At 70.6% G+C, this 24191-nt stretch carries 21 protein-coding genes and 1 riboswitch; of the genes, 13 read left to right on the top strand and 8 right to left on the bottom strand.

All coding sequences use genetic code 11. The features are described 5' to 3' along the window. Positions 1-48: 48 nt before the first annotated feature. Positions 49-302, bottom strand: a riboswitch (cobalamin riboswitch). A gap of 11 nt (positions 303-313) precedes the next feature. The 5 genes from JOM49_RS32825 to JOM49_RS32805 all read right to left on the bottom strand — a co-directional run bounded on the left by JOM49_RS32825 (position 314) and on the right by JOM49_RS32805 (position 7256). After that, positions 314-1393, bottom strand: a complete 1080-nt coding sequence (locus tag JOM49_RS32825; protein WP_209668048.1) for a ribonucleotide-diphosphate reductase subunit beta — start codon at positions 1391-1393, stop codon at positions 314-316. A gap of 13 nt (positions 1394-1406) precedes the next feature. Further along, positions 1407-4412: a ribonucleoside-diphosphate reductase subunit alpha gene (locus tag JOM49_RS32820; protein ID WP_209668047.1), complete on the bottom strand. Its 3006-nt coding sequence runs from the start codon at positions 4410-4412 to the stop codon at positions 1407-1409. Positions 4413-4811: 399 nt separating this feature from the next. Continuing rightward, the gene (locus JOM49_RS32815) at positions 4812-5435 is read right to left on the bottom strand and encodes an acetoacetate decarboxylase family protein (RefSeq protein ID WP_209668046.1); all 624 of its coding nucleotides are present in this window, start codon (positions 5433-5435) and stop codon (positions 4812-4814) included. Next, complete coding sequence (locus JOM49_RS32810; protein WP_209668045.1) at positions 5432-6277, bottom strand: enoyl-CoA hydratase-related protein; 846 nt, start codon at positions 6275-6277, stop codon at positions 5432-5434. The genes JOM49_RS32815 and JOM49_RS32810 overlap by 4 nt, the downstream gene beginning before the upstream one ends. 61 nt (positions 6278-6338) lie before the next feature. After that, entirely contained in the window at positions 6339-7256 is a 918-nt protein-coding gene (locus JOM49_RS32805) for an alpha/beta hydrolase (protein WP_209668044.1), read from the bottom strand. Between the two features lie 109 nt (positions 7257-7365). On the opposite strand from JOM49_RS32805, the gene JOM49_RS32800 reads away from it, so the two are divergent. The 10 genes from JOM49_RS32800 to JOM49_RS32755 all read left to right on the top strand — a co-directional run bounded on the left by JOM49_RS32800 (position 7366) and on the right by JOM49_RS32755 (position 18908). Beyond that, a complete protein-coding gene (locus tag JOM49_RS32800; RefSeq protein WP_209668043.1) occupies positions 7366-8157 on the top strand; it encodes a TIGR03084 family metal-binding protein in 792 nt (263 codons plus the stop codon). Next, positions 8154-9845, top strand: coding sequence for an acyclic terpene utilization AtuA family protein (locus tag JOM49_RS32795; protein WP_209668042.1), 1692 nt, complete (start codon positions 8154-8156; stop codon positions 9843-9845). Before JOM49_RS32800 ends, JOM49_RS32795 begins: the two co-directional genes overlap by 4 nt. Then, positions 9842-10990: an acyl-CoA dehydrogenase family protein gene (locus JOM49_RS32790; protein WP_209668041.1), complete on the top strand. Its 1149-nt coding sequence runs from the start codon at positions 9842-9844 to the stop codon at positions 10988-10990. The genes JOM49_RS32795 and JOM49_RS32790 overlap by 4 nt, the downstream gene beginning before the upstream one ends. Further along, positions 10987-12585, top strand: a complete 1599-nt coding sequence (locus JOM49_RS32785) for an acyl-CoA carboxylase subunit beta (RefSeq protein ID WP_209668040.1) — start codon at positions 10987-10989, stop codon at positions 12583-12585. Before JOM49_RS32790 ends, JOM49_RS32785 begins: the two co-directional genes overlap by 4 nt. A 3-nt stretch (positions 12586-12588) precedes the next feature. Beyond that, positions 12589-14553 (top strand): acetyl/propionyl/methylcrotonyl-CoA carboxylase subunit alpha, encoded by a 1965-nt coding sequence (locus JOM49_RS32780; RefSeq protein ID WP_209668039.1) that lies wholly within the window; start codon positions 12589-12591, stop codon positions 14551-14553. Positions 14554-14555: 2 nt separating this feature from the next. Continuing rightward, positions 14556-15713: an acyl-CoA dehydrogenase family protein gene (locus tag JOM49_RS32775; RefSeq protein WP_209671882.1), complete on the top strand. Its 1158-nt coding sequence runs from the start codon at positions 14556-14558 to the stop codon at positions 15711-15713. 13 nt (positions 15714-15726) lie between these two features. Next, complete coding sequence (locus JOM49_RS32770) at positions 15727-16560, top strand: SDR family oxidoreductase (protein WP_209668038.1); 834 nt, start codon at positions 15727-15729, stop codon at positions 16558-16560. Positions 16561-16565: 5 nt separating this feature from the next. Then, positions 16566-17189: a TetR/AcrR family transcriptional regulator gene (locus JOM49_RS32765; RefSeq protein WP_209668037.1), complete on the top strand. Its 624-nt coding sequence runs from the start codon at positions 16566-16568 to the stop codon at positions 17187-17189. Positions 17190-17276: 87 nt separating this feature from the next. Continuing rightward, entirely contained in the window at positions 17277-17537 is a 261-nt protein-coding gene (locus JOM49_RS32760) for a hypothetical protein (protein ID WP_209668036.1), read from the top strand. Positions 17538-17681: 144 nt separating this feature from the next. Then, a complete protein-coding gene (locus JOM49_RS32755) occupies positions 17682-18908 on the top strand; it encodes a GGDEF domain-containing protein (RefSeq protein ID WP_308158952.1) in 1227 nt (408 codons plus the stop codon). 351 nt (positions 18909-19259) lie between these two features. On the opposite strand, the gene JOM49_RS32750 is transcribed toward JOM49_RS32755, so the two are convergent. Further along, positions 19260-19706, bottom strand: coding sequence for a nucleoside deaminase (locus JOM49_RS32750; RefSeq protein WP_209668035.1), 447 nt, complete (start codon positions 19704-19706; stop codon positions 19260-19262). 21 nt (positions 19707-19727) lie between these two features. Next, positions 19728-20849 (bottom strand): epoxide hydrolase family protein, encoded by a 1122-nt coding sequence (locus JOM49_RS32745; RefSeq protein ID WP_209668034.1) that lies wholly within the window; start codon positions 20847-20849, stop codon positions 19728-19730. A gap of 56 nt (positions 20850-20905) precedes the next feature. Between JOM49_RS32745 and JOM49_RS32740 the strand changes: the two genes are divergently transcribed. Beyond that, the gene (locus JOM49_RS32740) at positions 20906-21853 is read left to right on the top strand and encodes a helix-turn-helix transcriptional regulator (protein WP_209668033.1); all 948 of its coding nucleotides are present in this window, start codon (positions 20906-20908) and stop codon (positions 21851-21853) included. A 40-nt stretch (positions 21854-21893) separates the two neighbouring features. Here JOM49_RS32740 and JOM49_RS32735 read toward each other — a convergent pair whose 3' ends face one another. Then, the gene (locus JOM49_RS32735; protein ID WP_209668032.1) at positions 21894-22556 is read right to left on the bottom strand and encodes a TetR/AcrR family transcriptional regulator; all 663 of its coding nucleotides are present in this window, start codon (positions 22554-22556) and stop codon (positions 21894-21896) included. Positions 22557-22658: 102 nt separating this feature from the next. Here JOM49_RS32735 and JOM49_RS32730 point away from each other — a divergent pair, with 102 nt between their 5' ends. Together JOM49_RS32730 and JOM49_RS32725 are read left to right on the top strand one after the other, a co-directional pair. Then, positions 22659-23411 carry an SDR family oxidoreductase gene (locus tag JOM49_RS32730; RefSeq protein WP_209668031.1) on the top strand — a complete coding sequence of 251 codons (753 nt, stop codon included), beginning with the start codon at positions 22659-22661 and terminating at the stop codon, positions 23409-23411. After that, positions 23408-24190, top strand: coding sequence for an SDR family oxidoreductase (locus JOM49_RS32725; RefSeq protein WP_209668030.1), 783 nt, complete (start codon positions 23408-23410; stop codon positions 24188-24190). Before JOM49_RS32730 ends, JOM49_RS32725 begins: the two co-directional genes overlap by 4 nt. The last annotated feature ends 1 nt before the right edge of the window (position 24191 follow it).

The raw sequence follows: 24191 nt of genomic DNA, 5'->3' as shown, positions 1-24191 counted from the left end.
ACCTGGTTCGGACGTGTCCTCCCGCGGGACCCGGACCCGCGCACGCCGGCGGCGCACGCACCACGGGCAGGTCTTCGGACTCACGGGCGGGGCTACTCGTCGAAACAACGAGGAGCCGGACCTACCGGCTGTCGCTTCCCGGGCGGGTGCCCAGTGCTCGACCGCTTGCGCGGTGACAGCTTTCGTTCCCGCTTACCGCTGCGGGGCAGTCCCGGATTCACACCGGGTTCCCTGTTGCCTTCCCCTGGAGCGCGAAAAAGCTCGGCCACGCCCCCGGGGAAACCAGTGGCGTGGCCGAGCCTAGCGGGCAGGATCAGTCCCAGTCGAGGGCCCCGCCGCTCTGGTACTCGATGACGCGGGTCTCGAAGAAGTTCTTCTCCTTCTTCAGGTCCATCGCCTCCGACATCCACGGGAACGGGTTCTCGTTCTCGCCGTAGATCGGCGCCAGGCCGATCTGCTGCGCGCGGCGGTCGGTGATGAAGTGCATGTACTGCTCGCACAGCTGCGCCGACAGCCCGAGCATGCCGCGGGGCATGGTGTCGCGGGCGTAGGCGACCTCGAGCTCGCAGGCTTCCACCAGCATGCCGCGCACCTCGGCCTGGAACTGTTCGGTCCACAGGTGCGGGTTCTCGATCTTGATCTGGTTGATGCAGTCGATGCCGAAGTTCAGGTGGATCGACTCGTCGCGCAGGATGTACTGGTACTGCTCGGCGATGCCGACCATCTTGTTCCGGCGGCCCAGCGACAGGATCTGCGCGAAGCCGGTGTAGAACCACATGCCCTCGAAGATCACGTAGAACGCCACCAGGTCGCGCAGGAACGCCTGGTCGGCCTCGGGGGTCCCGGTCTCGAAGTCCGGGTCCTCCAGGTTCTGCGTGTACTTCAGCGCCCACGCGTCCTTGTCGGAGATCGACGGCACCTCGCGGTACATGTTGAACAGCTCGCCCTCGACCAGGCCGAGGCTCTCGCAGATGTACTGGAAGGTGTGCGTGTGCACGGCCTCCTCGAAGGCCTGGCGCAGCAGGTACTGGCGGCACTCCGGGTTGGTGATCTGCCGGTAGACCGCGAGCACGATGTTGTTCGCGACCAGCGACTCCGCGGTGGCGAAGAAGCCCAGGTTCCGCTTGAGCATCTGCCGCTCGTCCTCGGTGAGGCCGTGCGGGGACTTCCACAGCGCGATGTCGGCCTGCATGGCGACCTCGGTCGGCATCCAGTGGTTGTTGCAGCCGGCCAGGTACTTCTCCCACGCCCAGGTGTACTTGAGCGGGAGCAGCTGGTTCACGTCGGCGCGGGCGTTGATCATGCGCTTGTCGTCCACGCTGATCCGCCCGGCACCCCGCTCGATCTCGCCGAGGCCGGTGGCGTCGGTCAGCGGTGCTTCGGTGTTCGTCATCTTCGGCAGGTCCTTACTGGCAGGCTTCGCAGTCGGGGTCGTCGATCCGGCAGGCCGCGCCCTCGGTGGCGGCGAAGTCGACGTCCTCGACCTTGGGCATTTCCTTGGGCTCCGGGGCCGGGGGCACCGCGGGCACCACAGCCGGGACGGAGGCCGACGGCGACGGGGAAGCAGCCGGGGCCGCCGCGGGCGAAGCAGCCGGGGCGGCAGTGGTGGCGGCGGGGGCGGCGGGGGCCGGGGTGGCCGAGACCGCGTTCAGCTTGCCGTCGGTGCCGCGCAGGGTGCTCTTCTCCACGTGCGTCGCGGACTGCGCCCGCAGGTAGTACGTGGTCTTGAGGCCCTTGTGCCAGGCGTAGCGGTACAGCTCGTCGAGCTTGCGCCCGCTCGGCGCGGCGATGTAGAGGTTCAGCGACTGCGCCTGGTCGATCCACTTCTGCCGCCGCGAGGCCGCGTCGACCAGCCACCGGCTCTCCACCTCGAACGCGGTGGCGTAGAGCGCCTTGAGGTCGTCGGGCACGCGGTCGATCTGGCCGAGGCTGCCGTCGAAGTACTTCAGGTCCGAGACCATCACCTCGTCCCACAGGCCGCGTTCCTTGAGCGAGCGCACCAGGTGCGGGTTCACCACGGTGAAGTCACCGGACATGTTCGACTTGACGAACAGGTTCTGGAACAGCGGCTCGATGGACTGCCCGACCCCGCAGATGTTGGAGATCGTCGCGGTCGGCGCGATCGCCATCACGTTGGAGTTGCGCATGCCCACCGTGCGCACGCGCTGGCGCAGCGGCTCCCAGTCCAGGGTGGTGGAGGTGTCGACGTCGAGCGCGTCCTCGCGGCGGGCGTCGATCAGCAGCTGCATCGAGTCGATCGGCAGGATGCCCTTGCTCCACAGGGAGCCCTCGAAGGTCTGGTACTGCCCGCGCTGCTCCGCCAGGTCGGTCGAGGCGGAGATCGCGTAGTAGCTGATGTGCTCCATGCTGCGGTCGGCGAACTCCACCGCGGCCTCGGACGACAGCGGCAGGCCCAGCTCGAACAGCGCGTCCTGGAAGCCCATCAGGCCCAGCCCGATCGGGCGGTGGCGCAGGTTGGACCGGCGCGCCTCGGGGATGGTGTAGAAGTTGATGTCGATCACGTTGTCGAGCATCCGCACCGCGGTGCGCACGGTCTTCTCGAGGCGCTGGGTGTCCAGCCCGCCCGGGCCGACGTGCTTGAGCAGGTTCACCGAGCCGAGGTTGCACACCGCGACCTCGTCGGCGCTGGTGTTCAGGGTGATCTCGGTGCACAGGTTCGACGAGTGCACCACGCCGGTGTGCTGCTGCGGCGAGCGCAGGTTGCACGGGTCCTTGAAGGTGATCCACGGGTGGCCGGTCTCGAACAGCATGGTCAGCATGCGGCGCCACAGTTCGACCGCGCGGACCTTGCGGAAGACCTTGATCTCCCCGCGCTCGGCGGCGGCCTCGTACTCGCGGTAGCGCTCGGCGAAGGCGTTGCCGTAGAGGTCGTGCAGGTCCGGCACCTCGTTGGGGGAGAACAGGGTCCAGCTCGCGTTCGCCTCCACCCGGCGGAGGAACTCGTCGGGCACCCAGTTCGCGGTGTTCATGTCGTGGGTGCGGCGTCGGTCGTCACCGGTGTTCTTGCGCAGGTCGAGGAACTCCTCGATGTCCACGTGCCAGGTCTCGAGGTAGGCGCAGGCCGCGCCCTTGCGCTTGCCGCCCTGGTTCACCGCGACCGCGGTGTCGTTGGCGATCTTGAGGAACGGGACCACGCCCTGCGACTGCCCGTTGGTGCCCTTGATGTGCGCGCCGAGGCCGCGGACCGGGGTCCAGTCGTTGCCGAGCCCGCCCGAGTACTTCGCCAGCAGCGCGTTGTTCTTGTACGCCTGGAAGATCGAGTCCAGGTCGTCGTCCACCGTGGTGAGGAAGCAGGAGGACAGCTGCGGGCGGGTGGTGCCGGAGTTGAACAGGGTCGGCGTCGAAGCCATGAAGTGGAACGAGGACAGCAGCTCATAAAACTCGATGGCACGGGCTTCGCGGTCGTCCTCGCGGATGGCCAGGCCCATCGCCACGCGCATGAAGAACGCCTGCGGCAGCTCGAAGCGGGTGCCGTCGTGGTGCTGGAAGTAGCGGTCGTACAGGGTCTGCAGGCCGAGGAAGCCGAAGTCGAGGTCGCGCTCGGGGCGCAGCGCGGCGGTGATCCGGTCGAGGTCGAACGAGGCCAGCTCGGCGTTGACCAGCTCCAGCTCGATCGCGCGGCGCAGGTAGTCGCGGAAGTAGCCGGGGTAGACCTGGGCCATCTCGTCCTGGCTGGCCTGGCGCGGGCGGCCGGCCAGGTAGCTCAGCGCCTCGGCGCGCAGCTTGTCGGCCAGCAGGCGGGCGCTGACGTAGGAGTAGTTCGGCTCCTGCTCGACCAGCGTGCGGGCGGCCATGATCTGGGCCAGCGCCAGCTCGTCGGCGGAGATGCCGTCGTAGAGGTTGCGCTTGGTCTCGGTGAGCACCGGCTCGGCGCTGACGTCGGACAGCCCGGCCACGGCCTCGCCGACCACGTGGGCGACGCGGTCCCAGTCGAGCGGGCGGAGGACGCCGTCGGCGCCCTTGACGTGCACGACGTTCTCGCGGCGGGCCGGGCCCGAGGCCTCGGCGGTGGCGCGGGCCTTGGCGCGCTCGTCGCGGTAGAGCACGTAGGCGCGGGCGACCTTGTGGTGCTCGCCGCGCATCAGCATCAGTTCGACCTGGTCCTGGATCTGCTCGATGTGCAGCGAGGTCTCCGGGCCGGCGTGGCGCAGCAGCGACTGCTCGACCTGCTCGGTCAGCTCCGCCACCAGGTGGTGGATGCGCGAGGACGCGGCGGCGTCGTCGCCTTCGACGGCGAGGAACGCCTTGGTCATCGCCACCGAGATCTTGTTCGCGTCGAACGGCGACACGCTGCCGTCACGGCGGATGACCCGCACGGTGGCGGTCTGGTCCGTGACCGACGGTGTTCGCGGCGTCGCCGCCGAAGTTGTCTCGGTGATGTCCAATGACATGCGTGGCTCCAAAAGGGCGCGTTGGTTCGCCACACCGCCTCGCGGAGGCGGTGCGCCGGTGATCGTGCAGGTCTGACCGAGTCGCCGTACCAGCGGTCTCCCGTCACTGGCGCGCTCTCGGTGTCCAGAGACTACATGTAGGGGTGCGAGCGCGCGAATGCCCCAACGGGTGGCGTGTCGCGGGCTTCCCGCCTGCCCGTTTGCGGCCTCCCCCAGGCAGGTTAGGGGCTGTCGCTCGGCTGCTGCTCAGGGGAGGTTTGGCCCCCGGTGCAGGGCGCTCCGAAGGCCTCGGGGCGGGGCCGCGCCAGGGTGTCTGACCGCACTCAGAGTGATGCCCCGGCGCCAGTCGGTGCCGGGGCAGCTCGTCAGTGGGAGCCGGGGCTCACCCGGCCCGGGGGTTCACTCGCCGAACGTGAGGCGGAAGTCCGCCAGGTGCACGCTCGGGCCGGGGCGGCGCCCGGCGAGGAAGCCGAGCGGGCCGTCGGGGTTGAGGTTCCAGCTCGCCGACGCCAGGTGCGGCCGGGCGGTCGAACGCACCGGCGTGTACTTCAGCGCGCCCTGGAGTTCCTGGGCGATGCTGAAGGCGGCCGGTGGCGCGAACGGCAGCCCGGCACGCCGGGTGAAGGCCGCGGTGGCGATCCAGCGGTCGTCCAGGCTCGCCGAGGCGGTAAAGGTGCGGCCGTGGGTGAAGTCGAAGGCGGCGAGGTCCTTCGGGATGCCCCACAGCCCGCGCCCACCGGCGAGCGAGACCTCGCTGTCCACCCAGATGCCGGTGATCGAACCGGTGGCGCGCGTGCCGTTGCGGACCGCGACGGTGGCCAGCAGCTCGTGGTAGGAGAGCTGGCCGGGCGGCTGGTAGTCCAGCCAGGCGGTGATCACGATCGCCTGCCCGGCGACCACCACCGGGTCCAGGCCGCCCGGCAGTTCCGGCAGCCGGGCCGCGGGCACGCGCCAGGTGGTCGCGTAGGCCTGGCCTGCCAGGTTCCAGGGTTCGGGCGGGTAGCCGGGCGGGTTTCCGGTCACGGGTTCTCCAACCAGGGCAGGCCGCCGGGCAGGTCCTCGGGTACGCGGAGCTTGAACTCCGGCGGGCGTTTCTGCAGGAACGAAAGCACGCCTTCGACGGCGTCCGGGTTCGCCGACAGCCCGCCGATCAGTTTCGAGTCGGTCTCGTGCACCGGGAACGGGGAGTCGAGCGAAGACATGCGGTAGAGCAGTTGCCGGGTGACCGCGACGGAGACCGGGGCGGTGGTCTCGATCAGTTCGCGGGCCAGTTCGTAGGCCTTGTCCAGCAGCTCGTCCGGCTCGTGCAGGCGCTGCACCAGACCGGCCCGGTGGGCCTCCTCGGCGCCGAACACGCGGCCGCTGATCATCCAGTCCATCGCGGTGCCCATGCCGACCAGCCGCGGCAGGAACCACGCCGACGCGCCCTCGGGGTAGATCCCGCGGCGCACGAACACGAAGCCGAACCGGGCGTCGGTGGAGGCGAGCCGGTAGTCCGCGGACAGCGTGATGGTGATCCCGCCGCCGATGGCCGCGCCCCGGATCGCCGCGATCACCGGCTTGTTCATCTCGAACACGCGCTTGGAGCACCGGCCCGCGGGCTCCTGCCACGCCGGGTCCGGGCCCTTCTCCGCGTCGAAGTCGAACCCGCCCTGGGACAGGTCGGCGCCGACGGAGAAGTTGTCCCCGGCCCCGGTCAGCACCACCACGCGGACCTGCTCGTCGTGGTCGGCCCGGTCGAAGGCGGCGTTGAGCTCGTCGGCCATCCGGATGGTGTAGCCGTTGCGGGCGGCGGGCCGGTTCAGCGTGATCGTCGCGACGCGGTCGGCGACCTCGTAGGTGATGTCGGTGTACCCGGTGGGCACAGGCGCTCCTTTGCTCCGTGTGCGACTGCTCCGTGGGTGACGAAGGTAGGGCGTCCGCAGCTTACTGGCAACCCGTCAACAAGCCGCCGAGGAATTCGCCGGCCCGGTTCGTGGCGTCCCGGCCCTCCGGCAGGTTCGAGAAGATCGGGAACACGTGGATCTGCCCCGGCCACACCTCCAGTTCGGTCGCGGTGTGGGTGCGGGCGAACTGGCGGGCTTCGTCGACCAGCGCCTCGGTGTCGCCGACCTGCAGCAGGATCGGCGGCCAGCCCGACTTGTCCGCGCCGAGCACGTTCAGGCGCGGGTGGTTCCACGGCGTGTTCGTGACGTAGGCGTCCCGGCACTTCGCGGCGTAGGCGGGGGAGAGGAACGGATCGCGCTGCTGGCCGTCACGCCGGGAGGCCGACGCGACGGTCAGGTCGAGCCAGGGCGAGACGAGATACGCGCCGGCGGGCTGGGGCAGGTGCAGCCGGGCGAGGTCGCCGAGCAGGCACGCGGTCAGGTGCCCGCCGGCCGAATCCCCGGCGACGAGCAGCTTCTCCGGTGGGTAGCCCCGGGCCAGCAGCAGCCGGTAGGCGTCGAGCGCGTCGTCGGCGGCGGCCGGGAACGGGTGCTCGGGGGCGCGCCGGTAGTCCAGCAGGAACACCGGCACGCCGACCCGCTTGGACAGACGGTAGGCGAAGGTCCGGTGCGAGCGCGGCGAGCCGAAGACGTACCCGCCGCCGTGCAGGTAGAGCAGGGCGCCGCGGTTCGGGTCGGCTCCGGGGGCGCGCATCCACACCCCGCGGACGCGGCCGTAGCGGGCGGGCCAGGCGCGGGTGCCGCGGGGGAGGCGGCTCAGCCCGGCGCTGTCGCTGATCCGGCGGATGCCCCGCAGTTGGTACCCGCGAGGTGCGGCGCGATCGGCGACCGGCCGGACCCGGACGGAGAAGGCGGCGCGGAGGCGGACACTTTCCTGGCTGGGCGCGGCAGGCGGCATACGGCTCACCCTAGTGTCCCGTCATCGGAAAACAATCATGCGCGCTTGATTTTTCTGGGTGCCGGTGCCACGCTCGCCGCACGAGCCCGTTCTGCGAGGAGGTACCGCCGTGGCGGATGTGGGCGCGATCCTGCGGGATCTCGCGGCCGAAAGCGGGGAACTGGACGCACTGGTCGCGGCGTTGCCGGAAGCGGGGTGGGCCAGGCCGACGCCCGCCGACGGCTGGACGATCGCGCACCAGATCGCCCACCTGGCCTGGACCGACGACAAGGCGCTCATCGCGGTGCGCACCCCGGAACTGTTCGCCGCGGAGGTGGAGAAGGCGTTCGCCTCCGGCGGCAAGGACGTGGACGAAGGCGCCGAAACCGGTGCGCAGGCCCCGCCCGCCGAACTGCTGGCGCGCTGGCGGACCGGGCGCGAGGACCTCGCGCGCGGGCTGGCCGAGGTGCCCGACGGGCAGAAGGTGCCGTGGTACGGCCCGCCGATGAGCGCCGCGTCGATGGTCACCGCGCGGATCATGGAGACCTGGGCGCACGCGCAGGACGTGTTCGACGCGCTCGGCGTCCGGCGTGAGCCGTCGGAGCGGCTGTGGCACATCGCCCGGTTCGGCGTGCGCACCCGGAACTTCGCCTACACCATTAACTCCCGCACCCCGCCGGCCGAGGAGTTCCGCGTCGAACTGACCGCGCCGGACGGCTCGACCTGGGCGTGGGGACCGGAGGACGCGGCGGACCGCGTCACCGGCAGCGCGCTCGGGTTCTGCCTCGTGGTCACCCAGCGGCGGCACCCGGCCGACACGGACCTGCGGACCGAGGGCGAGCAGGCCCGGACCTGGCTCACCTTCGCGCAGGCCTTCGCCGGGATGCCCGGACCCGGGCGCCGGGAAGGGCAGTTCGCGTGACCGGCCCGATCCGCATCGGCAACGCCTCCGGCTTCTACGGCGACCGGTTCGCCGCCGTGCGCGAGATGCTCACCGGTGGCCCGCTGGACGTGCTGACCGGCGACTACCTGGCCGAGCTGACCATGCTCATCCTCGGGCGCGACCTGCTCAAGGACCCGGATCGCGGGTACGCCAAGACGTTCCTGCGGCAGATGGGCGAAAATCTGGCGCTGGCCAAGGAACGCGGCGTCAGGATCGTCACCAACGCCGGTGGGCTGAACCCCGCCGGGCTCGCCGCCGCGTTGCGCGAGCTGGCCGCCAAGTCCGATGTGGACGTCAGGATCGCGCACGTCGAGGGCGACGACCTGCGGCACCGCGCCGAGGAACTCGGCTTCGGGAACCAGTTGACCGCCAACGCCTACCTCGGGGCCTGGGGCATCGCCGGATGCCTGGACGCGGGCGCCGACGTGGTGGTCACCGGGCGGGTCACCGACGCCTCGCTCGTCGTCGGCCCGGCCGCGGCGCACTTCGGCTGGGCCCGCGACGACTACGACGCACTGGCCGGTGCGGTGGCCGCCGGGCACGTGATCGAATGCGGCGCGCAGGCCACCGGCGGCAACTACTCGTTCTTCACCCGGCACGACATCGCACATCCCGGCTTCCCCATCGCGGAGATCCACGAAGACGGCAGCAGCGTGATCACCAAGCACGAAGGCGCCGGCGGGGTGGTCACCACGGGCACGGTCACCGCGCAGCTGCTGTACGAGATCACCGGCGCGCGGTACGCCGGTCCCGATGTCACCACGCGCTTCGACACCCTGAGCCTGACGCAGGAGGGTCCCGATCGCGTCCGGATCAGCGGGGTCACCGGCGAGCCACCGCCGCCGACGCTGAAGGTCTGCCTCAACGCGCTCGGCGGCTTCCGCAACGAGACCACCTTCGTGCTCACCGGTCTCGACATCGAGGAGAAGGCCGCGCTGGTGCGTGAACAGCTCACCGAAGCGCTGAAGGCGAAGCCGCCGGAGAAGGTGCGCTGGACGCTCGCCCGCACCGACCGGCCGGACGCCGACACCGAGCAGACCGCGAGCGCGCTGCTGCACGTGGCCGTCACGGATCCCGATCCGAAGGTGGCGGGACGCGCGTTCAGCCAGGCCGCGATCGAGCTGGCGCTGGCCAGCTACCCGGGTTTCCACGTCACCGCACCCCCTTCGGACGCCACGCCGTACGGGGTGTACCGGGCGTCCTATGTGGACGCCGCGCAGGTGCCGCACGTCGCGGTGACCGCGGACTCGCGGATCGAGGTCGCCCCTGCCGCCGAGACGCTGGAACTGGCCGAGGTGGCGGACCCGGAACTGCCGGAACCGTTGCCGGACGGGCCGAAGCGGTGGGCACCGCTGGGTGCGGTCCTCGGTGCGCGCAGCGGTGACAAGGGCGGCGACGCGAACGTCGGCGTGTGGGCCACCTCCGACGAGGGCTGGCGCTGGCTCGCGCACACGCTGACCGTGGACGAATTCCGCCGCCTGCTCCCGGAAACCGCGGAATTGTCGGTGCGGCGGCATATGCTGCCCAACCTGCGAGCGGTCAACTTCGTGGTGACCGGAATCCTCGGACAGGGGGTCGCCTCGCAGGCCAGGTTCGATCCACAGGCCAAGGCGCTCGGCGAGTGGCTGCGCGGCCGGTACGCCGAGATCCCGGAGGTGTTGTTGTGAGCGATCCGTTCGCCACGCCGGAGCGCGAGGCGCTTCGGGAAACGGTGCGCGGCTTCATGAAGACCGACGTGCTGCCCCACCTGGAGCAGTGGGAGCGCGACGGTGAGCTGCCGCGCGAACTGCACCGCAAGGCCGGGGCGCTGGGCCTGCTCGGCATCGCCTTCGAGGAGAAGGCGGGCGGGGAGGGCGGGAACTTCCTCGACGCCATGACGGTCACCGAGGAGATCCACTACGCCGGCGGTTCCGGCGGGCTGGTCGCTTCGCTGTTCACCTGCGGCATCGCCGTGCCGCACCTCGCGGCCGCCGGGGACGAGGCGCAGCTGGCGAAGTGGGTGCGCCCGACGCTGGCCGGTGAGCTGATCGGCTCGCTCGCGGTCACCGAACCGGACGGCGGGTCCGACGTGGCGGGCATCCGCACCACGGCCCGCCGCGACGGCGACCATTACGTGGTCGACGGCGCCAAGACCTTCATCACCTCCGGCTGCCGCGCGGACTTCGTCACCACCGTCGTGCGCACCGGTGGTGAGGGCGCGCACGGGCTTTCCCTGCTGGTGGTGGAACGCGGCACGCCGGGCTTCACCGTCGGGCGCAAGCTCGCCAAGATGGGCTGGCACTGCTCGGACACCGCCGAACTGTCCTATGTGGATGTCCGGGTCCCGGTGGAGAACCTGGTGGGGCCGGAGAACTCCGGTTTCGCGCAGGTGGCCACCCAGTTCGTCGCCGAACGGCTTTCGCTGGCGGTGCAGGGGTACGCGCACGCGCAGCGCGCGCTGGACCTGACCCTGGACTGGTGCCGGTTGCGCGAGACCTTCGGCCGCCCGCTCATCTCCCGTCAGCTGGTGCAGCACAAGCTCGCCGAGATGGCGCGGAAGATCGACGTGGCCAGGACCTACACCCGGCAGGTCGGCGTGCGCCACGTCGCCGGGGAAGAGGTGATCGCCGAAGCCTGCTTCGCCAAGAACACCGCCGTCGAGACCGCCGAATGGGTGGTCAACGAAGCCGTGCAGCTGCACGGCGGCCTCGGCTACCTGAGCGAGTCCGAGGTGGAGCGCCACTACCGCGACGTCCGCATCCTGGGCATCGGCGGTGGCACCAACGAGATCCTCGCCGGGCTGGCCGCGAAACGATTGGGATACACCGCATGACCACTTTGAGGTCCACAGTGGACAGCCGGGGCGCGGACTTCGCCGCGAACCGCGAGGCGATGCTGGCCAAGCTCGCCGAGCTGGAGGCCGAGCAGGCCAAGGCGGTCGCGGGCGGCGGTGAGAAGTACGTCGAGCGCCACCGCAAGCGCGGCAAGCTGCTGGCCAGGGAACGGATCGAGCTGCTGCTCGACGAGGACTCGGCCTTCCTGGAGCTGTCCCCGCTGGCCGCCTGGGGGTCGGACTACCAGGTCGGCGCCAGCGTGGTCACCGGCATCGGCGTGATCGAGGGCGTGGAGTGCCTGGTCTGCGCCAGCGATCCGACGGTCAAGGGCGGCGCGAGCAACCCGTGGACGGCCAAGAAGACCTACCGGGCCGCCGACATCGCCGCGCAGAACCGGCTGCCCACGGTCAACCTGGTCGAGTCCGGTGGCGCGGACCTGCCGACGCAGAAGGAGATCTTCATCCCGGGCGGGCGGATCTTCCGCGACCTGACCAGGTCCTCGGCGGCCGGGGTGCCGACCGTGGCGCTGGTCTTCGGCAACTCCACCGCCGGTGGCGCCTACCTGCCGGGCATGTCCGACCACGTGGTGATGGTGAAGGAACGCGCCAAGGTCTTCCTCGGCGGCCCGCCGCTGGTGAAGATGGCCACCGGCGAGGAGTCCGACGACGAATCGCTCGGCGGCGCCGAGATGCACGCGCGGACCTCGGGGTTGGCCGACTACCTGGCCGAGGACGAGCAGGACGCGATCCGGATCGGGCGGCGCATCGTGCGCCGGCTCAACTGGCACAAGCAGGGCCCGTCGCCGAAGCCGGACTACAGCGAACCGGTGCACGACCCGGAGGACCTGCTCGGCATCGTGCCCGCCGACCTGAAGGTGCCGTTCGACCCGCGCGAGGTGATCGCCAGGGTGGTCGACGGTTCCGACTTCGACGAGTTCAAGCCGCTGTACGGGTCCAGTCTGGTCACCGGCTGGGCCGGCGTGCACGGCTACCCGGTGGGCATCCTCGCCAACGCGCGCGGCGTGTTGTTCTCCGAGGAGTCGCAGAAGGCGGCCCAGTTCATCCAGCTGGCCAACCAGAGCGACACGCCGCTGCTGTTCCTGCACAACACCACCGGCTACATGGTCGGCAAGGAGTACGAACAGGGCGGCATCATCAAGCACGGCGCGATGATGATCAACGCGGTGTCGAACTCCAAGGTGCCGCACATCTCGGTGCTGATGGGTGCTTCCTACGGCGCCGGGCACTACGGGATGTGCGGGCGGGCCTACGACCCGCGTTTCCTGTTCGCCTGGCCGAGCGCGAAGTCCGCGGTGATGGGCCCGGCGCAGCTGGCCGGGGTGCTGTCCATCGTGGCGCGCCAGGCCGCGGCGAACCGGGGCCAGGAGTACAACGAGGAGCACGACGCCGCCATGCGCGCCATGGTGGAGGGACAGATCGAGGCCGAGTCACTGCCGACGTTCCTCTCCGGCATGCTCTACGACGACGGCATCATCGATCCCCGTGACACCCGCACGGTGCTCGGGCTCAGCCTGTCGGCTATCCACAATGGACCGATCAGCGGCGCCGGGGGCTTCGGCGTCTTCCGGATGTGAGAGATGATCGAAAATCTGCTTGTCGCCAACCGCGGGGAGATCGCCCGCCGGGTGTTCCGGAGCTGCCGCGACGCCGGGATCGGCACGGTCGCGGTGTTCTCCGACGCCGACGCGGACGCCCCGCACACCGGTGAGGCCGACGTGGCGGTGCGGTTGCCGGGCAACGCGCCGTCGGAGACCTACCTCCGCGCGGACCTGCTGATCGAGGCCGCCGGCCGGGCCGGGGCCGACGCGGTCCACCCGGGCTACGGCTTCCTCTCGGAGAACGCCGCGTTCGCGCGTGCGGTCATCGAGGCCGGGCTGACCTGGGTGGGCCCGCCGCCGGAGGCCATCGAGACGATGGGCTCGAAGGTGGAGTCGAAGCGGCTGATGGCCGCCGCCGGGGTGCCGGTGCTCGCCGAGCTGGACCCGGACGAGGTGACCGAGGCCGATTTCCCGTTGCTGGTCAAGGCTTCCGCCGGTGGTGGCGGCCGCGGGATGCGCGTGGTGCGCGCGCCGGGTGACCTGGCCGCGGCGGTGGAGAGCGCCCGCGCCGAGGCCGGTTCGGCCTTCGGCGATCCGACCGTGTTCTGCGAGCGCTACCTGGAAACCGGGCGGCACATCGAGGTGCAGGTGCTCGCGGACACCCACGGCACGGTGTGGGCCCTGGGGGAGCGGGAGTGCTCCATCCAGCGACGGCACCAGAAGGTGGTCGAGGAGGCACCGTCCCCGCTGGTCGGCGCGGCCATGCGGGAGGAGCTGTTCGAGGCGGCGCGCAAGGCCGCGAAGGCGATCGGGTACGTCGGGGCGGGCACGGTCGAGTTCCTCGCCGGTCCGGACGGCCGGTTCTACTTCCTGGAGATGAACACCCGGCTGCAAGTGGAGCACCCGGTCACCGAATGCGTCACCGGGGAGGACCTGGTCGCCCGCCAGTTGCGGATCGCCGAGGGCGACCGGCTGCCGGTCGACCCACCACAGTGGACCGGGCATGCCATCGAGGTTCGGTTGTACGCCGAAGATCCGGCCGCGGACTGGCAGCCGCAGAGCGGCACGCTGCACCGGTTCAGCGTGCCCGGGGTCGACGCGGAATTCCGCATCCCGGCCGGGTTCGGCCTGCGCCTGGATTCCGGCGTGGCTGACGGCTCGGTGGTCGGGGTGCACTACGACCCGATGCTGGCCAAGGTGATCGCCTGGGGTCCCGATCGGACGTCGGCCGCCCGGCGGCTGGCCACCGCGCTGGCCGGCGCGCGGATCCACGGGGTCCGCACGAACCGCGACCTGCTGGTGAACGTGTTGCGGCACCCGGCTTTCCTGGCCGGGGACACCGACACCGCCTTCTTCGCCACGCATGGGCTCGCCACGCTGTCCCAGCCGCTCGCCTCGCCGGAGACCACCCGGATCGCCGCGCTGGTGGCCGCGGTCGCCGGTGCCGCCGCGAACCGCCGGACCGCGACCGTGCAGGGCCGCTTGCCCGGTGGGTGGCGCAACGTGCGGTCGGCGCCGCAGCACAAGCGCTTCGCCGCGGGTGACGTGGAGTTCGACGTGCGGTACGTGCTCGACCGTGCCGGGCTGCGGGCCGAAGACCACCCGGACGTGGAACTTGTTTTCGCCCAACCGGATCGCGTCGTCCTCGACCTCGGGGGAGTGCGCCGGAGTTTCGCGGTCGCCCGCCACGACGGCCGCGTGTACGTCGATTCCGCGCTCGGGCCGGTGGTGCTGGACGTGGTACCGCGCTTCGCCGACCCGTCCGCCGCCCTGGCCGCGGGTTCGCTGGTCGCCCCCATGCCCGGCAACGTGGTCCGGATCGCCGTCGCCGCGGGCGATCACGTCGAAGCCGGGGCGCCGCTGCTCTGGCTGGAGGCGATGAAGATGGAGCACAAGATCACCGCCCCGGCGGCCGGGGTGGTCGCCGAACTCCCCGTCGAAGTGGGGCAGCAGGTCGAACTGGGCACCGTATTGGCCGTGCTTCAGGAGAAGGAGTCGGAATGAGCATGAACTTCACCGAACCGGAAGAGCGGATCGCCCTGCGCAAGGCGGTCCGCGAACTGGGCAAGAGCTACGGCCACGAGTACTACCTGGGCAAGGCGCGCTCGGGCGGCAAGACCAAGGAGCTGTGGGACGAGGCCGGGCGGCTCGGGTACCTCGGCGTCGCCGTGCCGGAGGAGTTCGGCGGTGGTGGCGCGGGCATCGGCGACCTCGCCGCCGTCTGCGAGGAGCTGTGCGCCACCGGGACGCCGCTGCTGCTGATGGTGGTGTCGCCGGCCATCTGCGCCACGGTGATCGCGCGCTACGGCACCGACGAGCAGAAGAAGCAGTGGCTGCCCGGGTTCGCCACCGGGCAGGTGCGGATGGCCTTCGCCATCACCGAGCCGGACGCCGGGTCCAACTCGCACCGGATCACCACGACCGCCCAGCGCTCCAACGATGGGTGGGTGCTCAACGGGCGCAAGGTCTACATCTCCGGCGTCGACGAGGCCGACGCGGTGCTGGTGGTCGGGCGGACCGAGGACGCCAAGACCGGCAAGCTCAAGCCCGCGTTGTTCATCGTGCCGACGGACACCCCCGGCTTCGAGTACCGCGAGATCGAGATGGACCTGGTTTCCGCGGACAAGCAGTTCGGCCTGTTCCTGGACGACGTGAAGCTGCCGCAGGAGGCGCTGGTCGGCTCGGAGGACGCGGCGATCGCGCAGTTGTTCGCCGGGCTCAACCCGGAACGCATCATGGGTGCCTCGTTCTCGCTCGGCATCGCCCGGTACGCGCTCGACAAGGGCGTGGCGTATGCGAAGGAACGCCAGGTGTGGGGCACGCCGATCGGCACGCACCAGGGGCTCGCGCACCCGCTCGCCCAGGTCAAGATCGAGCTGGAGCTGGCGAAACTCATGACGCAGAAGGCCGCCACGCTCTACGACGCCGGGGACGACTTCGGCGCCGGGGAAGCCGCGAACATGGCCAAGTACGCCGGTGCCGAGGTCGCCATCCGCGCGGTCGACCAGGCCGTGCAGACCCACGGCGGCAACGGGCTCGCGTCGGAGTACGGCCTCGGCACGCTGCTCGCCGCGGTCCGCCTGGGCCGGATCGCGCCGGTGAGCCGCGAGATGGTGCTCAACTTCGTCGGGCAGCACTCGCTCGGCCTGCCCAAGTCCTACTGAGAGGTTTCCCACCGTGACGAGTCTTTCCGGCAAGACGATCATCATGTCCGGCGGCAGCCGGGGGATCGGTGAGGCGATCGCGTTGCGCGCGGCCGCCGACGGCGCGAACGTGGCGCTGATCGCGAAGACCACCGAACCGCACCCGAAGCTGCCCGGCACCATCTACACCGCGGCCAAGGCGATCGAGGAAGCGGGCGGGCAGGCGCTGCCGATCGTCGGCGACATCCGTGACGACGAGTCGGTGGCCGCCGCGGTCGAGCAGACCGTGGCGCGCTTCGGCGGCATCGACATCGTGGTGAACAACGCCAGCGCGATCGACCTGACGCCGACTGAGCAGATCGGCATGAAGCGCTACGACCTGATGCAGGACATCAACGCGCGTGGTTCGTTCCTGCTGTCGAAGCTGGCGATCCCGCACCTGCGCACGGCGGAGAACCCGCACGTGCTCACGCTTTCGCCGCCGATCAGCCTCGACCCGAAGTGGTTCGAAGCGGGCCACCTCGCCTACAGCATCGCGAAGTACAGCATGAGCCTGGTGACCGTCGGGCTCGCCGCGGAGTTGCGCAAGGACGGCATCGCGGCGAACTCGCTGTGGCCGCGCACCACCATCGACACCGCGGCGATCCGCAACGTGGTCGGGGCGGAACTGGCGAACCGCTCGCGCACGCCGGAGATCATGGCCGACGCCGCGTACGCCATCCTCACCAGGCCGAGCCGGGAGACCACCGGGAACTTCTTCCTCGACGACGAGGTGCTGGCGGCCGAGGGCGTCACGGACTTTTCGAAGTACCGCATCGCCGGTGAGGAGTCGGAGCTCCAGCTCGACTTCTGGGTGGAGCCGGCCTGAGCACCATGCGCGAACCACAACAGGAGCGGAGCCGGACCACCCGGCGGCGGCTGGTCGAAGCCGCCGTCGAGTGCCTGGCCACGCGGGGCTGGCACGGCACCACCGTGGCGATGGTGGCCGAGCAGGCCGGCGTCTCGCGGGGTGCCGCGCAGCACCACTTCCCGACGCGCGAGGACCTGGTGGTCGCCGCGGTCGAGCAGGTGGGCGAGGTGCAGCTGGCCGAACTGCGGCGGCACGTGGAGCTGCTGCCGAACGGCGCGTCACGCAGCGAAGCCGTCGCCGAGATGCTGCTGAACCTCTACACCGGGCCGATGTTCCGCGCGGCCCTGCAGCTGTGGGTGGCCGCTTCCACCGATCCGAAGCTGCTGGCGGTCCTCGCGCCGCTGGAGGCGCGGGTCGGGCGCGAGGCGCACCGGGTCGCGCTGGAACTGCTGGGCGCGGACGAATCCCGGCCGGGGGTCCGGGAGACGGTGCAGGCCACGCTGGACCTGGCGCGGGGACTGGGCCTGGCGAACCTGCTCAGCGACGACACCCGGCGACGGCGCCGGATCGTGCGCCAGTGGGCCCGGATGCTGGAACCGGCGCTCGCCGGAACCCTGCCCGAACGGGCGGGAACCAGGTCGATGTGAACTCCGTCTCACCAAGTAGCTAACACTTTCGGACCAACGGCCGATAGGCAAGTGACAGAGGGTTACTTCTCAAGGGGGAAAAGTCTGATGTCAGAGCAAAGCGAACTGAGTCATCGCGCACGGGCCATGCTCCGCGCCGTGGCTCAGCGGCGGGCGATGATGTCCGCGAGCTGCGAGCCGGACCTGTTCGTCGACGGCTTCGCCTGCTGCGACCAGGTCACCGCGCACGCGCTCGCCCACAGCGGTTACCTCCGCCCGGCCGAGGCCGCGCTGCCCGGCGCCCGGGTGCGTGCCGAACTGACCCCGGCGGGGTGGGCCGTGGTCGGCGGCGCGGTCGCCGCCGCCTGACCTGCCGCGTTTCCGCTGAGCGGGAACCGCCTGGTGCCGCCGGAATCCACGGCTCGCTGTTCGTAGTGCCGCGTGCTCGATGCGTATCCGGTTTCCTCCGATTGCCCGAGTGAATCCGGCACGAACAGTGGTTTCCTTGACGAGGTGGAGGGGGAGCGGACCCAGCCCGGCTGGGGGCCGTTCGGGGTGTTCGCCGTCGGTCGATGGCGGCTGTGGCGTCTGCCCGATCGGTTCCTCGTCGGCTATGTGCTCGCGGTCGATCTGACCGCGCTCACCGGCGCGGCCGTGGCGTTCCACGCGCTGCCGGTGCCCGAGCGCGACTGGCGCCCGTTCTGGATCCTGATCGCGTGCTGCGTGGTCTACGTCGAGGTGTCGCGCTCGATCGAACGCAGCCGCGCCGAATTCCTCGACGGCCCGCACATCGACCTCAACTCGGTGTGGATGTTCGCCGCGGCGCTGCTGCTGCACCCGGGGCTGGCCGCGGTGGTCATCGCGGTCTCGTACGCCTACCGCTGGCTGCGGGTGCGCCACCGCGAGGTCTACCGGCAGACCTTCAGCGCCGCCGCCTCGATCGTGGCGGCGTACCTGGCGAACCTGGTGCCGTTCGTGCCCCATGAGCTGGCGATCTTCGTCGCCGCGCTGCTCTACGGGCTGAGCAACACCGCCCTGATCACCTTCGCCGTCCACCGCAGCCGCCCGGGCACGCGCCTGCGCGACGCCCTGTTCTCCCCGCCGGAGTACGCGCTCGAAGCGTCGACGATCGCGCTCGGCGTGCTCCTGGCCTGGGCGCTGGTGGACTGGCCGCCGATGCTGGTGCTGATCATGGGGGTGACGCTGGTGCTGCACCGGAGCACGCTGGTCCAGCAGTTGCGCGAACAAGCCGACGCCGACGGGAAGACCGGCCTGCTCAACGCGGTGCGCTGGACCGAGATCGCCACCAGCGAACTCGCCCGCGGGCGACGGCGGGGCATGCCGGCGAGCGTGCTGATGCTGGATCTTGACCACTTCAAGGTCATCAACGACCGGCACGGCCACCTCGTCGGGGACAAGGTCCTACTCGCCGTCGCCGCGGCGCTGCGGGCCGAGGTACGCAGCGCAGACGTACTCGCCCGGTTCGGCGGTGAGGAATTCGTGATCCTGCTGCCCGGCACCAACCGATTCGACGCCGTCACCATCGCCGAACGCATCCGGCACCGGGTGGCGGCGCTGACCATTCCGGTGGCCGGTGGGGAAATCGGCATCACGATCTCGATCGGCGTGGCCGCGCAACCGCGGGACGGGCAGACGCTGGAGCCCTTGTTGCTGGCGGCGGATCGGGCGTTGTACGTGGCGAAAGAGGCGGGGCGGGATCGGGTTCGGACGATGCCTTGAGGTTTGGGCCGGCTCTTGGGTTGAGCCACCCCGGTTTTTCAGTGTGACTACGGCGAAGTACCCGATGTCAAGGCGGGAAAGATGCCTTGACATCGGGTACTTCGCCGTGTTTTGGCTTTGGACCGGGGATGGGGAGGGATGGGCGGCCTGGTTTCGGTTGCTGGGCCTGGTTTCTGTTGGCACGTGGATGGTGGTGGCCGGTCTGGTCGCGTTTGCCGGGGCGGCTTTGTTGGCATGTGGATGGTGTGGCAGCCGGTTTGGTCGCGTTTGCCGGGGCGGCTTTGTTGGCATGTGGTCGGTGTGCTGGCGTTTCCGCGTTCTGCTGGGCGGGGTTGGGCGTGTTTCGAAGTCTTAGTCTTTTCCGATGTCTTCGAACCACAGGGTGGGGTGGGTGGCGATGAAATCGCGCATCAGGGTGGTGCAGGCCTCGTCGTTCAGGAGGGTGATGGTCACGCCGTGTTCGGCCAGCCAGTCGTGACCGCCGTGGAAGGTGGTGGCTTCGCCGATCACGACGCGCGAGATGCCGAACTGGCGTACCAGGCCGGAGCAGTACCAGCACGGTGAAAGCGTCGTGACCATCACCGTGTCGCGGTAGTGGGGGCGGCGTCCCGCGTTGCGGAACGCCGCCGTTTCCGCGTGCATGGAAGGGTCGTCGTCCTGGACGCGGCGGTTGTGCCCGCGCCCCAGCAGTTGTCCGTCCACGGTGAACAGTGCCGCGCCGATCGGGACACCGCCTTCGGCCTTGCCCAGCAGTGCCTCTTCCCGTGCGATGGCCAGCATGCTCTCGTCGTCGCGCATTCGCCCACTGTCGCCGCGCTGTCAACGGTTGGCAAGACAAGCTCGGAAGAACTCCCGGATGTCCGCGGCGAGCAGGTCCGGCGCCTCCATCGCGGCGAAGTGCCCGCCCCGGTCGTACTCGGCCCAGTGCACCACGGTGTGCTCCAGTTCCACGGTCCGCCGGATCGACACGTCGTGCGGGAACACCGCCACGCCCGTCGGCACCGGTGACTTCATCGCCGCGCTCCACGCCCCCGCGTGCGCGGTTTCGTAGTACAGCCGGGACGAGGACGCGGCGGTGCCGGTCAGCCAGTAGAGCATCACGTTGGTGAGCAACCGGTCCCGGTCGACGGCGTCCTCGGGCAGCGCGGCGGCCGGATCGGTCCATTCGAAGAACTTCTCCACGATCCAGGCGAGCTGGCCGACCGGTGAGTCGGTGAGCCCGAACGCCAGCGTCTGCGGACGGCTGATCTGGATCATCGCGTACCCCGACTGCTCGTTCTCGAGGTAGTTGAGCCGGTCCACCCGCGCCTGTTCGGCTTCGGTCAGCGTCTCGCCGGGGTCGACCGGGGTGAACGCGGTCAGGCCGTTGCAGTGCACGCCGATGACCCGGTCGGGCACCAGCCGCGCGATCTCCGGCGACACGATCGCGCCGGTGTCCCCGCCCTGCACGCCGTACCGCTGGTAGCCGAGCCGCTCCATCAGTTCGACCCACGCCCGCGCGATCCGGGGCGAGTTCCAGCCGCTCTCGGTGGTGGGCCCGGACAGCCCGAACCCCGGCAGCGACGGGATGACCAGGTGGAACTCGGCGGTGAGCAGCTCGATCAGGTCCAGGAACTCGACGACCGAACCGGGCCAGCCGTGGGTGAGCAGCAGGGGCGTCGCGTCCGGGTCGGCGGAGCGCACGTGCAGGAAGTGCACCCGCTGCCCGTCGATCTCGGTGGTGAACTGCGGGTACGCGTTCAGCTCCTTCTCCGCCGCCCGCCAGTCGTAGGCGGTGCGCCAGTACTCGGCCAGCTCCCGCAGGTAACCCACCGGCACGCCCTGTGCCCAGCCGACGCCGGGCAGCTCGTCCGGCCAGCGGGTCTGCGCGAGCCGGGTCCGGAGGTCTTCGAGGGCGGAGTCGGGGAACTCGATGCGGAACGGCTTGATCTCTTCGGTCATGTTCACCAAGGTAGAGAGCATTCAGGACAGGTTGTGTCCTCGATGAAGGAGATCTTGTGCAGACCTCGGCGAGACTGCTGCGCCTGCTCACCCTGCTGCAGTTGCACCGCGAGTGGGCCGGTGCCGAACTCGCCGCGCGCCTCGAAGTGGACGTCCGGACCGTGCGACGGGACGTCGATCGCCTGCGTGAGCTGGGCTATCCGGTGCATTCGACCCCCGGTGTGGCGGGCGGGTACCGGCTCGGCGCGGGGGCGGCGCTGCCGCCGTTGTTGCTGGACGACGACGAGGCCGTCGCGGTCGCGGTCAGCCTGAGCACCGCCGCGGGCGGCACGGTGACCGGGATCGAGGAGACCTCGGTGCGGGCGCTGATGAAGCTCGACCAGGTGCTGCCCTCGCGGCTGCGTCACCGGGTGAACGCGTTGCAATCGGTGACCTTGCCGCTCGGCGGAGGGGTTTCGGCGGTCGCCCCGGCCCAGCTGACCGCGATCGCCGCCGCCTGCCGGGACCGCGAACGTTTGCGCTTCGCCTACGCCGCCTCGGACGGCACCGCCACCGAGCGCCGGGTCGAGCCGCTGAAACTCGCCTGCACCGGCCGTCGCTGGTACCTGCTGGCGTTCGATGTCGACAAGGAGGCCTGGCGCACGTTCCGGGTCGACCGGATCACCGACGAACCCCGGATCGCCGGGCGGTTCACCCCGCGCGAACCGCCCGCCGAAAACCTCGGCGCCTACCTCACCCGCCAGATCTCCAGCGCGCCCTACCGGTATCGCTGCCGGGTCAAGCTGCACGCGCCCGCCGCCCGCATCGCCGAACTGGTCGGGGCGTCCATCGGCGAGGTGGAGCCGATCGACGAGCACAGTTGCCTGCTGCACGCCGGTGGCGCCCGGATCGAGGAGATCCCGTTCTACCTGGCCCGCTTCGGCTGCGACTTCGAGGTGGAGGAGCCGCCGGAGCTGGCCGAGCACGTCCGGGAGCTGGCCGCGCGGTTCGGGCGGGCTGGCTGACCGACCGCTTAGTATGTCATCCTGGGCCGGTGGACGCCCCTCAGTCGCCGGTCTTCGCGCCGAGCATGCCGAGCACCAGGCCGGCGTACTCGCGGCCGAGCGCGGCGGGGGACTTGCGCATGCGGTCGGTGTACCAGCGCGCCACGTCGACACCGAGTGACAGCACCGCCCGCGCGGCCGTGCGGGGTTCCGGCACGGTGAACTCGCCCGACGCCACGCCCTCGGTGATCAGCTCGCGGACCAGCTGCTCGATGCGCCGCCGCAGCTGCCCGACCTCCTCGTACTCGGCCTCGGGCAGCGCCTGCAGTTCGTACTGCACCACCCTGGCCACGGTGTGCCGCCGCGCGTGCCAGGCGACGAAGTCCTCGACCAGCGCGATCATCTTGTCCGTCGCCGAATCCGGCCGCGCCACCACGCGCTCGACCAGCAGCAGCGTCTGCTCGTGGCCGTACTTGCTGATCGCGAACAGCAGCGCGGCCTTCGACGGGAAGTGCACGTACAGCGCCGCCGGGCTCATGCCGGCGCGGCCGGCGATGTCCCGGGTGGTGGTGGCGTGGAAGCCGCGGCGGGCGAACGACTCGACCCCGGCCAGCATCAGCCGCCGGGCCGCGTCGGGCTGCACGTCGGGCCAGAGTTCGGCGGGCAGTTCGGCAGGCAGTTCCTCCGGCAGATCGTCCGGTGCCGCACCGCTCGGCTCGCTCATCGCGAAAACCTCCCCGATCGTGGCGGGCTTGACAGGCTGCCCGCCCCTTCGCATTGTAAGCGAGCGCTTAGCTCGAACCTCAGGTGACAAGGAGACCACACAGTGAACTCGTTGAAGGACCGCGTCGCGATCGTCACCGGTGCCAGCCGGGGCATCGGTCTCGGCATCGCGCGCACCCTCGTCGAGCGCGGCGCCAAGGTCTGCATCACTGCGCGCAAGCCGGAGCCGCTGGCCGAGGCCGTGCGGGAACTGGGCGGAGGGGACCACGCCATCGCGGTCCCCGGCAAGGCCGACGACGCCGAGCACCAGGCCGAGGCGGTCGCCAAGGCCGTGGAGACCTTCGGCAGCCTGGACATGCTGGTGAACAACACCGGCATCAACCCGGTCTACGGCCCGACGCTGGACATCGATCCCGAGGCGGCGGCGAAGATCCTCGCGGTCAACGTGCTCGCCCCGCTGGCCTGGACCCGCCACGCGCGCGACGCGTGGATGGGCGAGCACGGCGGTTCGGTGGTCAACGTGGCCTCGGTCGCCGGGCTGGGCGCGTCGCCGGGTATCGGCATGTACGGCATCAGCAAGGCCGCGCTGATCCGGCTGACCGTGGAACTCGGCGCCGAACTGGGCCCGGGCATCCGGGTCAACGCCGTCGCGCCCGCCGTGGTCAAGACCAAGTTCGCCACCGCGCTCTACGAGGGCCGCGAGGAGGAGGTCTCGGCCGCCTACCCGATGAAGCGGCTCGGCCTCCCCGAGGACATCGCGGGCGCGGTCGCCTTCCTGCTGTCCGACGAAGCGGGCTGGATCACCGGCCAGACCATGGTGCTCGACGGTGGCCGCACCTTGGTCGGTGGCCTGTGAGCGCCGAGCTGAAGGACGCCGGCATCGTCGTCACCGGTGGTGGCGCGGGTATCGGCGCGGCGATGGCGCGGCGGTTCCACGCCGAGGGCGCCCGGGTGGTCGTGGCCGACCTGAACGGTGACGCGGCCGCTGCGGTGGCCGAGGAGATCGGCGGCACCGCCATCGCCGGGGACGCCGCCGGGGTGGAGGGCGTCGAGCAGTTGCTCGCCCGCTCGCGTGAAGTGCTCGGCGGGATCGACATCTTCTGCGCCAACGCGGGGATCGCCCCGCTCGGCGGCGCGGACAGCTCCGAGGACGTCTGGGCGCGGGCGTGGGACGTCAACGTGATGGCCCACGTGCGGGCGGCGAACGCATTGCTGCCCGAGTGGCTCGAGCGCGGCCGCGGGCGGTTCGTCGCGACGGTGTCCGCGGCCGGGATCCTGACCAGCCTGGGTTCGGCGCCGTACTCGGTGACCAAGCACGGCGCGCTGGCGTTCGCCGAATGGCTCAGCGCCACCTACCGCCACCGCGGGATCGACGTGCACGCGGTCTGCCCGCAGGGCGTGCGGACGAACATGCTGGCCAACACCGGCAAGGGTGGTCAGCTGCTGATGGGCGCGTCGGCGATCGAGCCGGAGCAGGTGGTCGACGCCCTGCTCGAGGCGATCGGCGAGAAGCGGTTCCTGGTGCTGCCGCACCCCGAGGTGGCCGACTACTACGCGGCCCGTGCCACGCAGACCGATCGCTGGCTCGGTGGGATGAACAAGCTGCAGCGGAAGGTCGAAGCGCTCGGGGAGTGAG

Source organism: Amycolatopsis magusensis, assembly GCF_017875555.1.
GTDB lineage: Bacteria > Actinomycetota > Actinomycetes > Mycobacteriales > Pseudonocardiaceae > Amycolatopsis > Amycolatopsis magusensis.
Note: the sequence above shows the minus strand (reverse complement) of the source record. Positions and strands in the feature narration are given on the sequence as shown.

Excerpts from the sequence above, each read along its gene's own strand:
- JOM49_RS32745 (WP_209668034.1), bottom strand. The coding sequence starts at position 20,849 with ATGACCGAAGAGATCAAGCCGTTCCGCATCGAGTTCCCCGACTCCGCC.
- JOM49_RS32760 (WP_209668036.1), top strand. The coding sequence starts at position 17,277 with ATGTCAGAGCAAAGCGAACTGAGTCATCGCGCACGGGCCATGCTCCGC.
- JOM49_RS32785 (WP_209668040.1), top strand. The coding sequence starts at position 10,987 with ATGACCACTTTGAGGTCCACAGTGGACAGCCGGGGCGCGGACTTCGCC.
- JOM49_RS32765 (WP_209668037.1), top strand. The coding sequence starts at position 16,566 with ATGCGCGAACCACAACAGGAGCGGAGCCGGACCACCCGGCGGCGGCTG.
- JOM49_RS32775 (WP_209671882.1), top strand. The coding sequence starts at position 14,556 with ATGAACTTCACCGAACCGGAAGAGCGGATCGCCCTGCGCAAGGCGGTC.
- JOM49_RS32805 (WP_209668044.1), bottom strand. The coding sequence starts at position 7,256 with ATGCCGCCTGCCGCGCCCAGCCAGGAAAGTGTCCGCCTCCGCGCCGCC.
- JOM49_RS32825 (WP_209668048.1), bottom strand. The coding sequence starts at position 1,393 with ATGACGAACACCGAAGCACCGCTGACCGACGCCACCGGCCTCGGCGAG.
- JOM49_RS32735 (WP_209668032.1), bottom strand. The coding sequence starts at position 22,556 with ATGAGCGAGCCGAGCGGTGCGGCACCGGACGATCTGCCGGAGGAACTG.
- JOM49_RS32780 (WP_209668039.1), top strand. The coding sequence starts at position 12,589 with ATGATCGAAAATCTGCTTGTCGCCAACCGCGGGGAGATCGCCCGCCGG.
- JOM49_RS32820 (WP_209668047.1), bottom strand. The coding sequence starts at position 4,412 with ATGTCATTGGACATCACCGAGACAACTTCGGCGGCGACGCCGCGAACA.
- JOM49_RS32750 (WP_209668035.1), bottom strand. The coding sequence starts at position 19,706 with ATGCGCGACGACGAGAGCATGCTGGCCATCGCACGGGAAGAGGCACTG.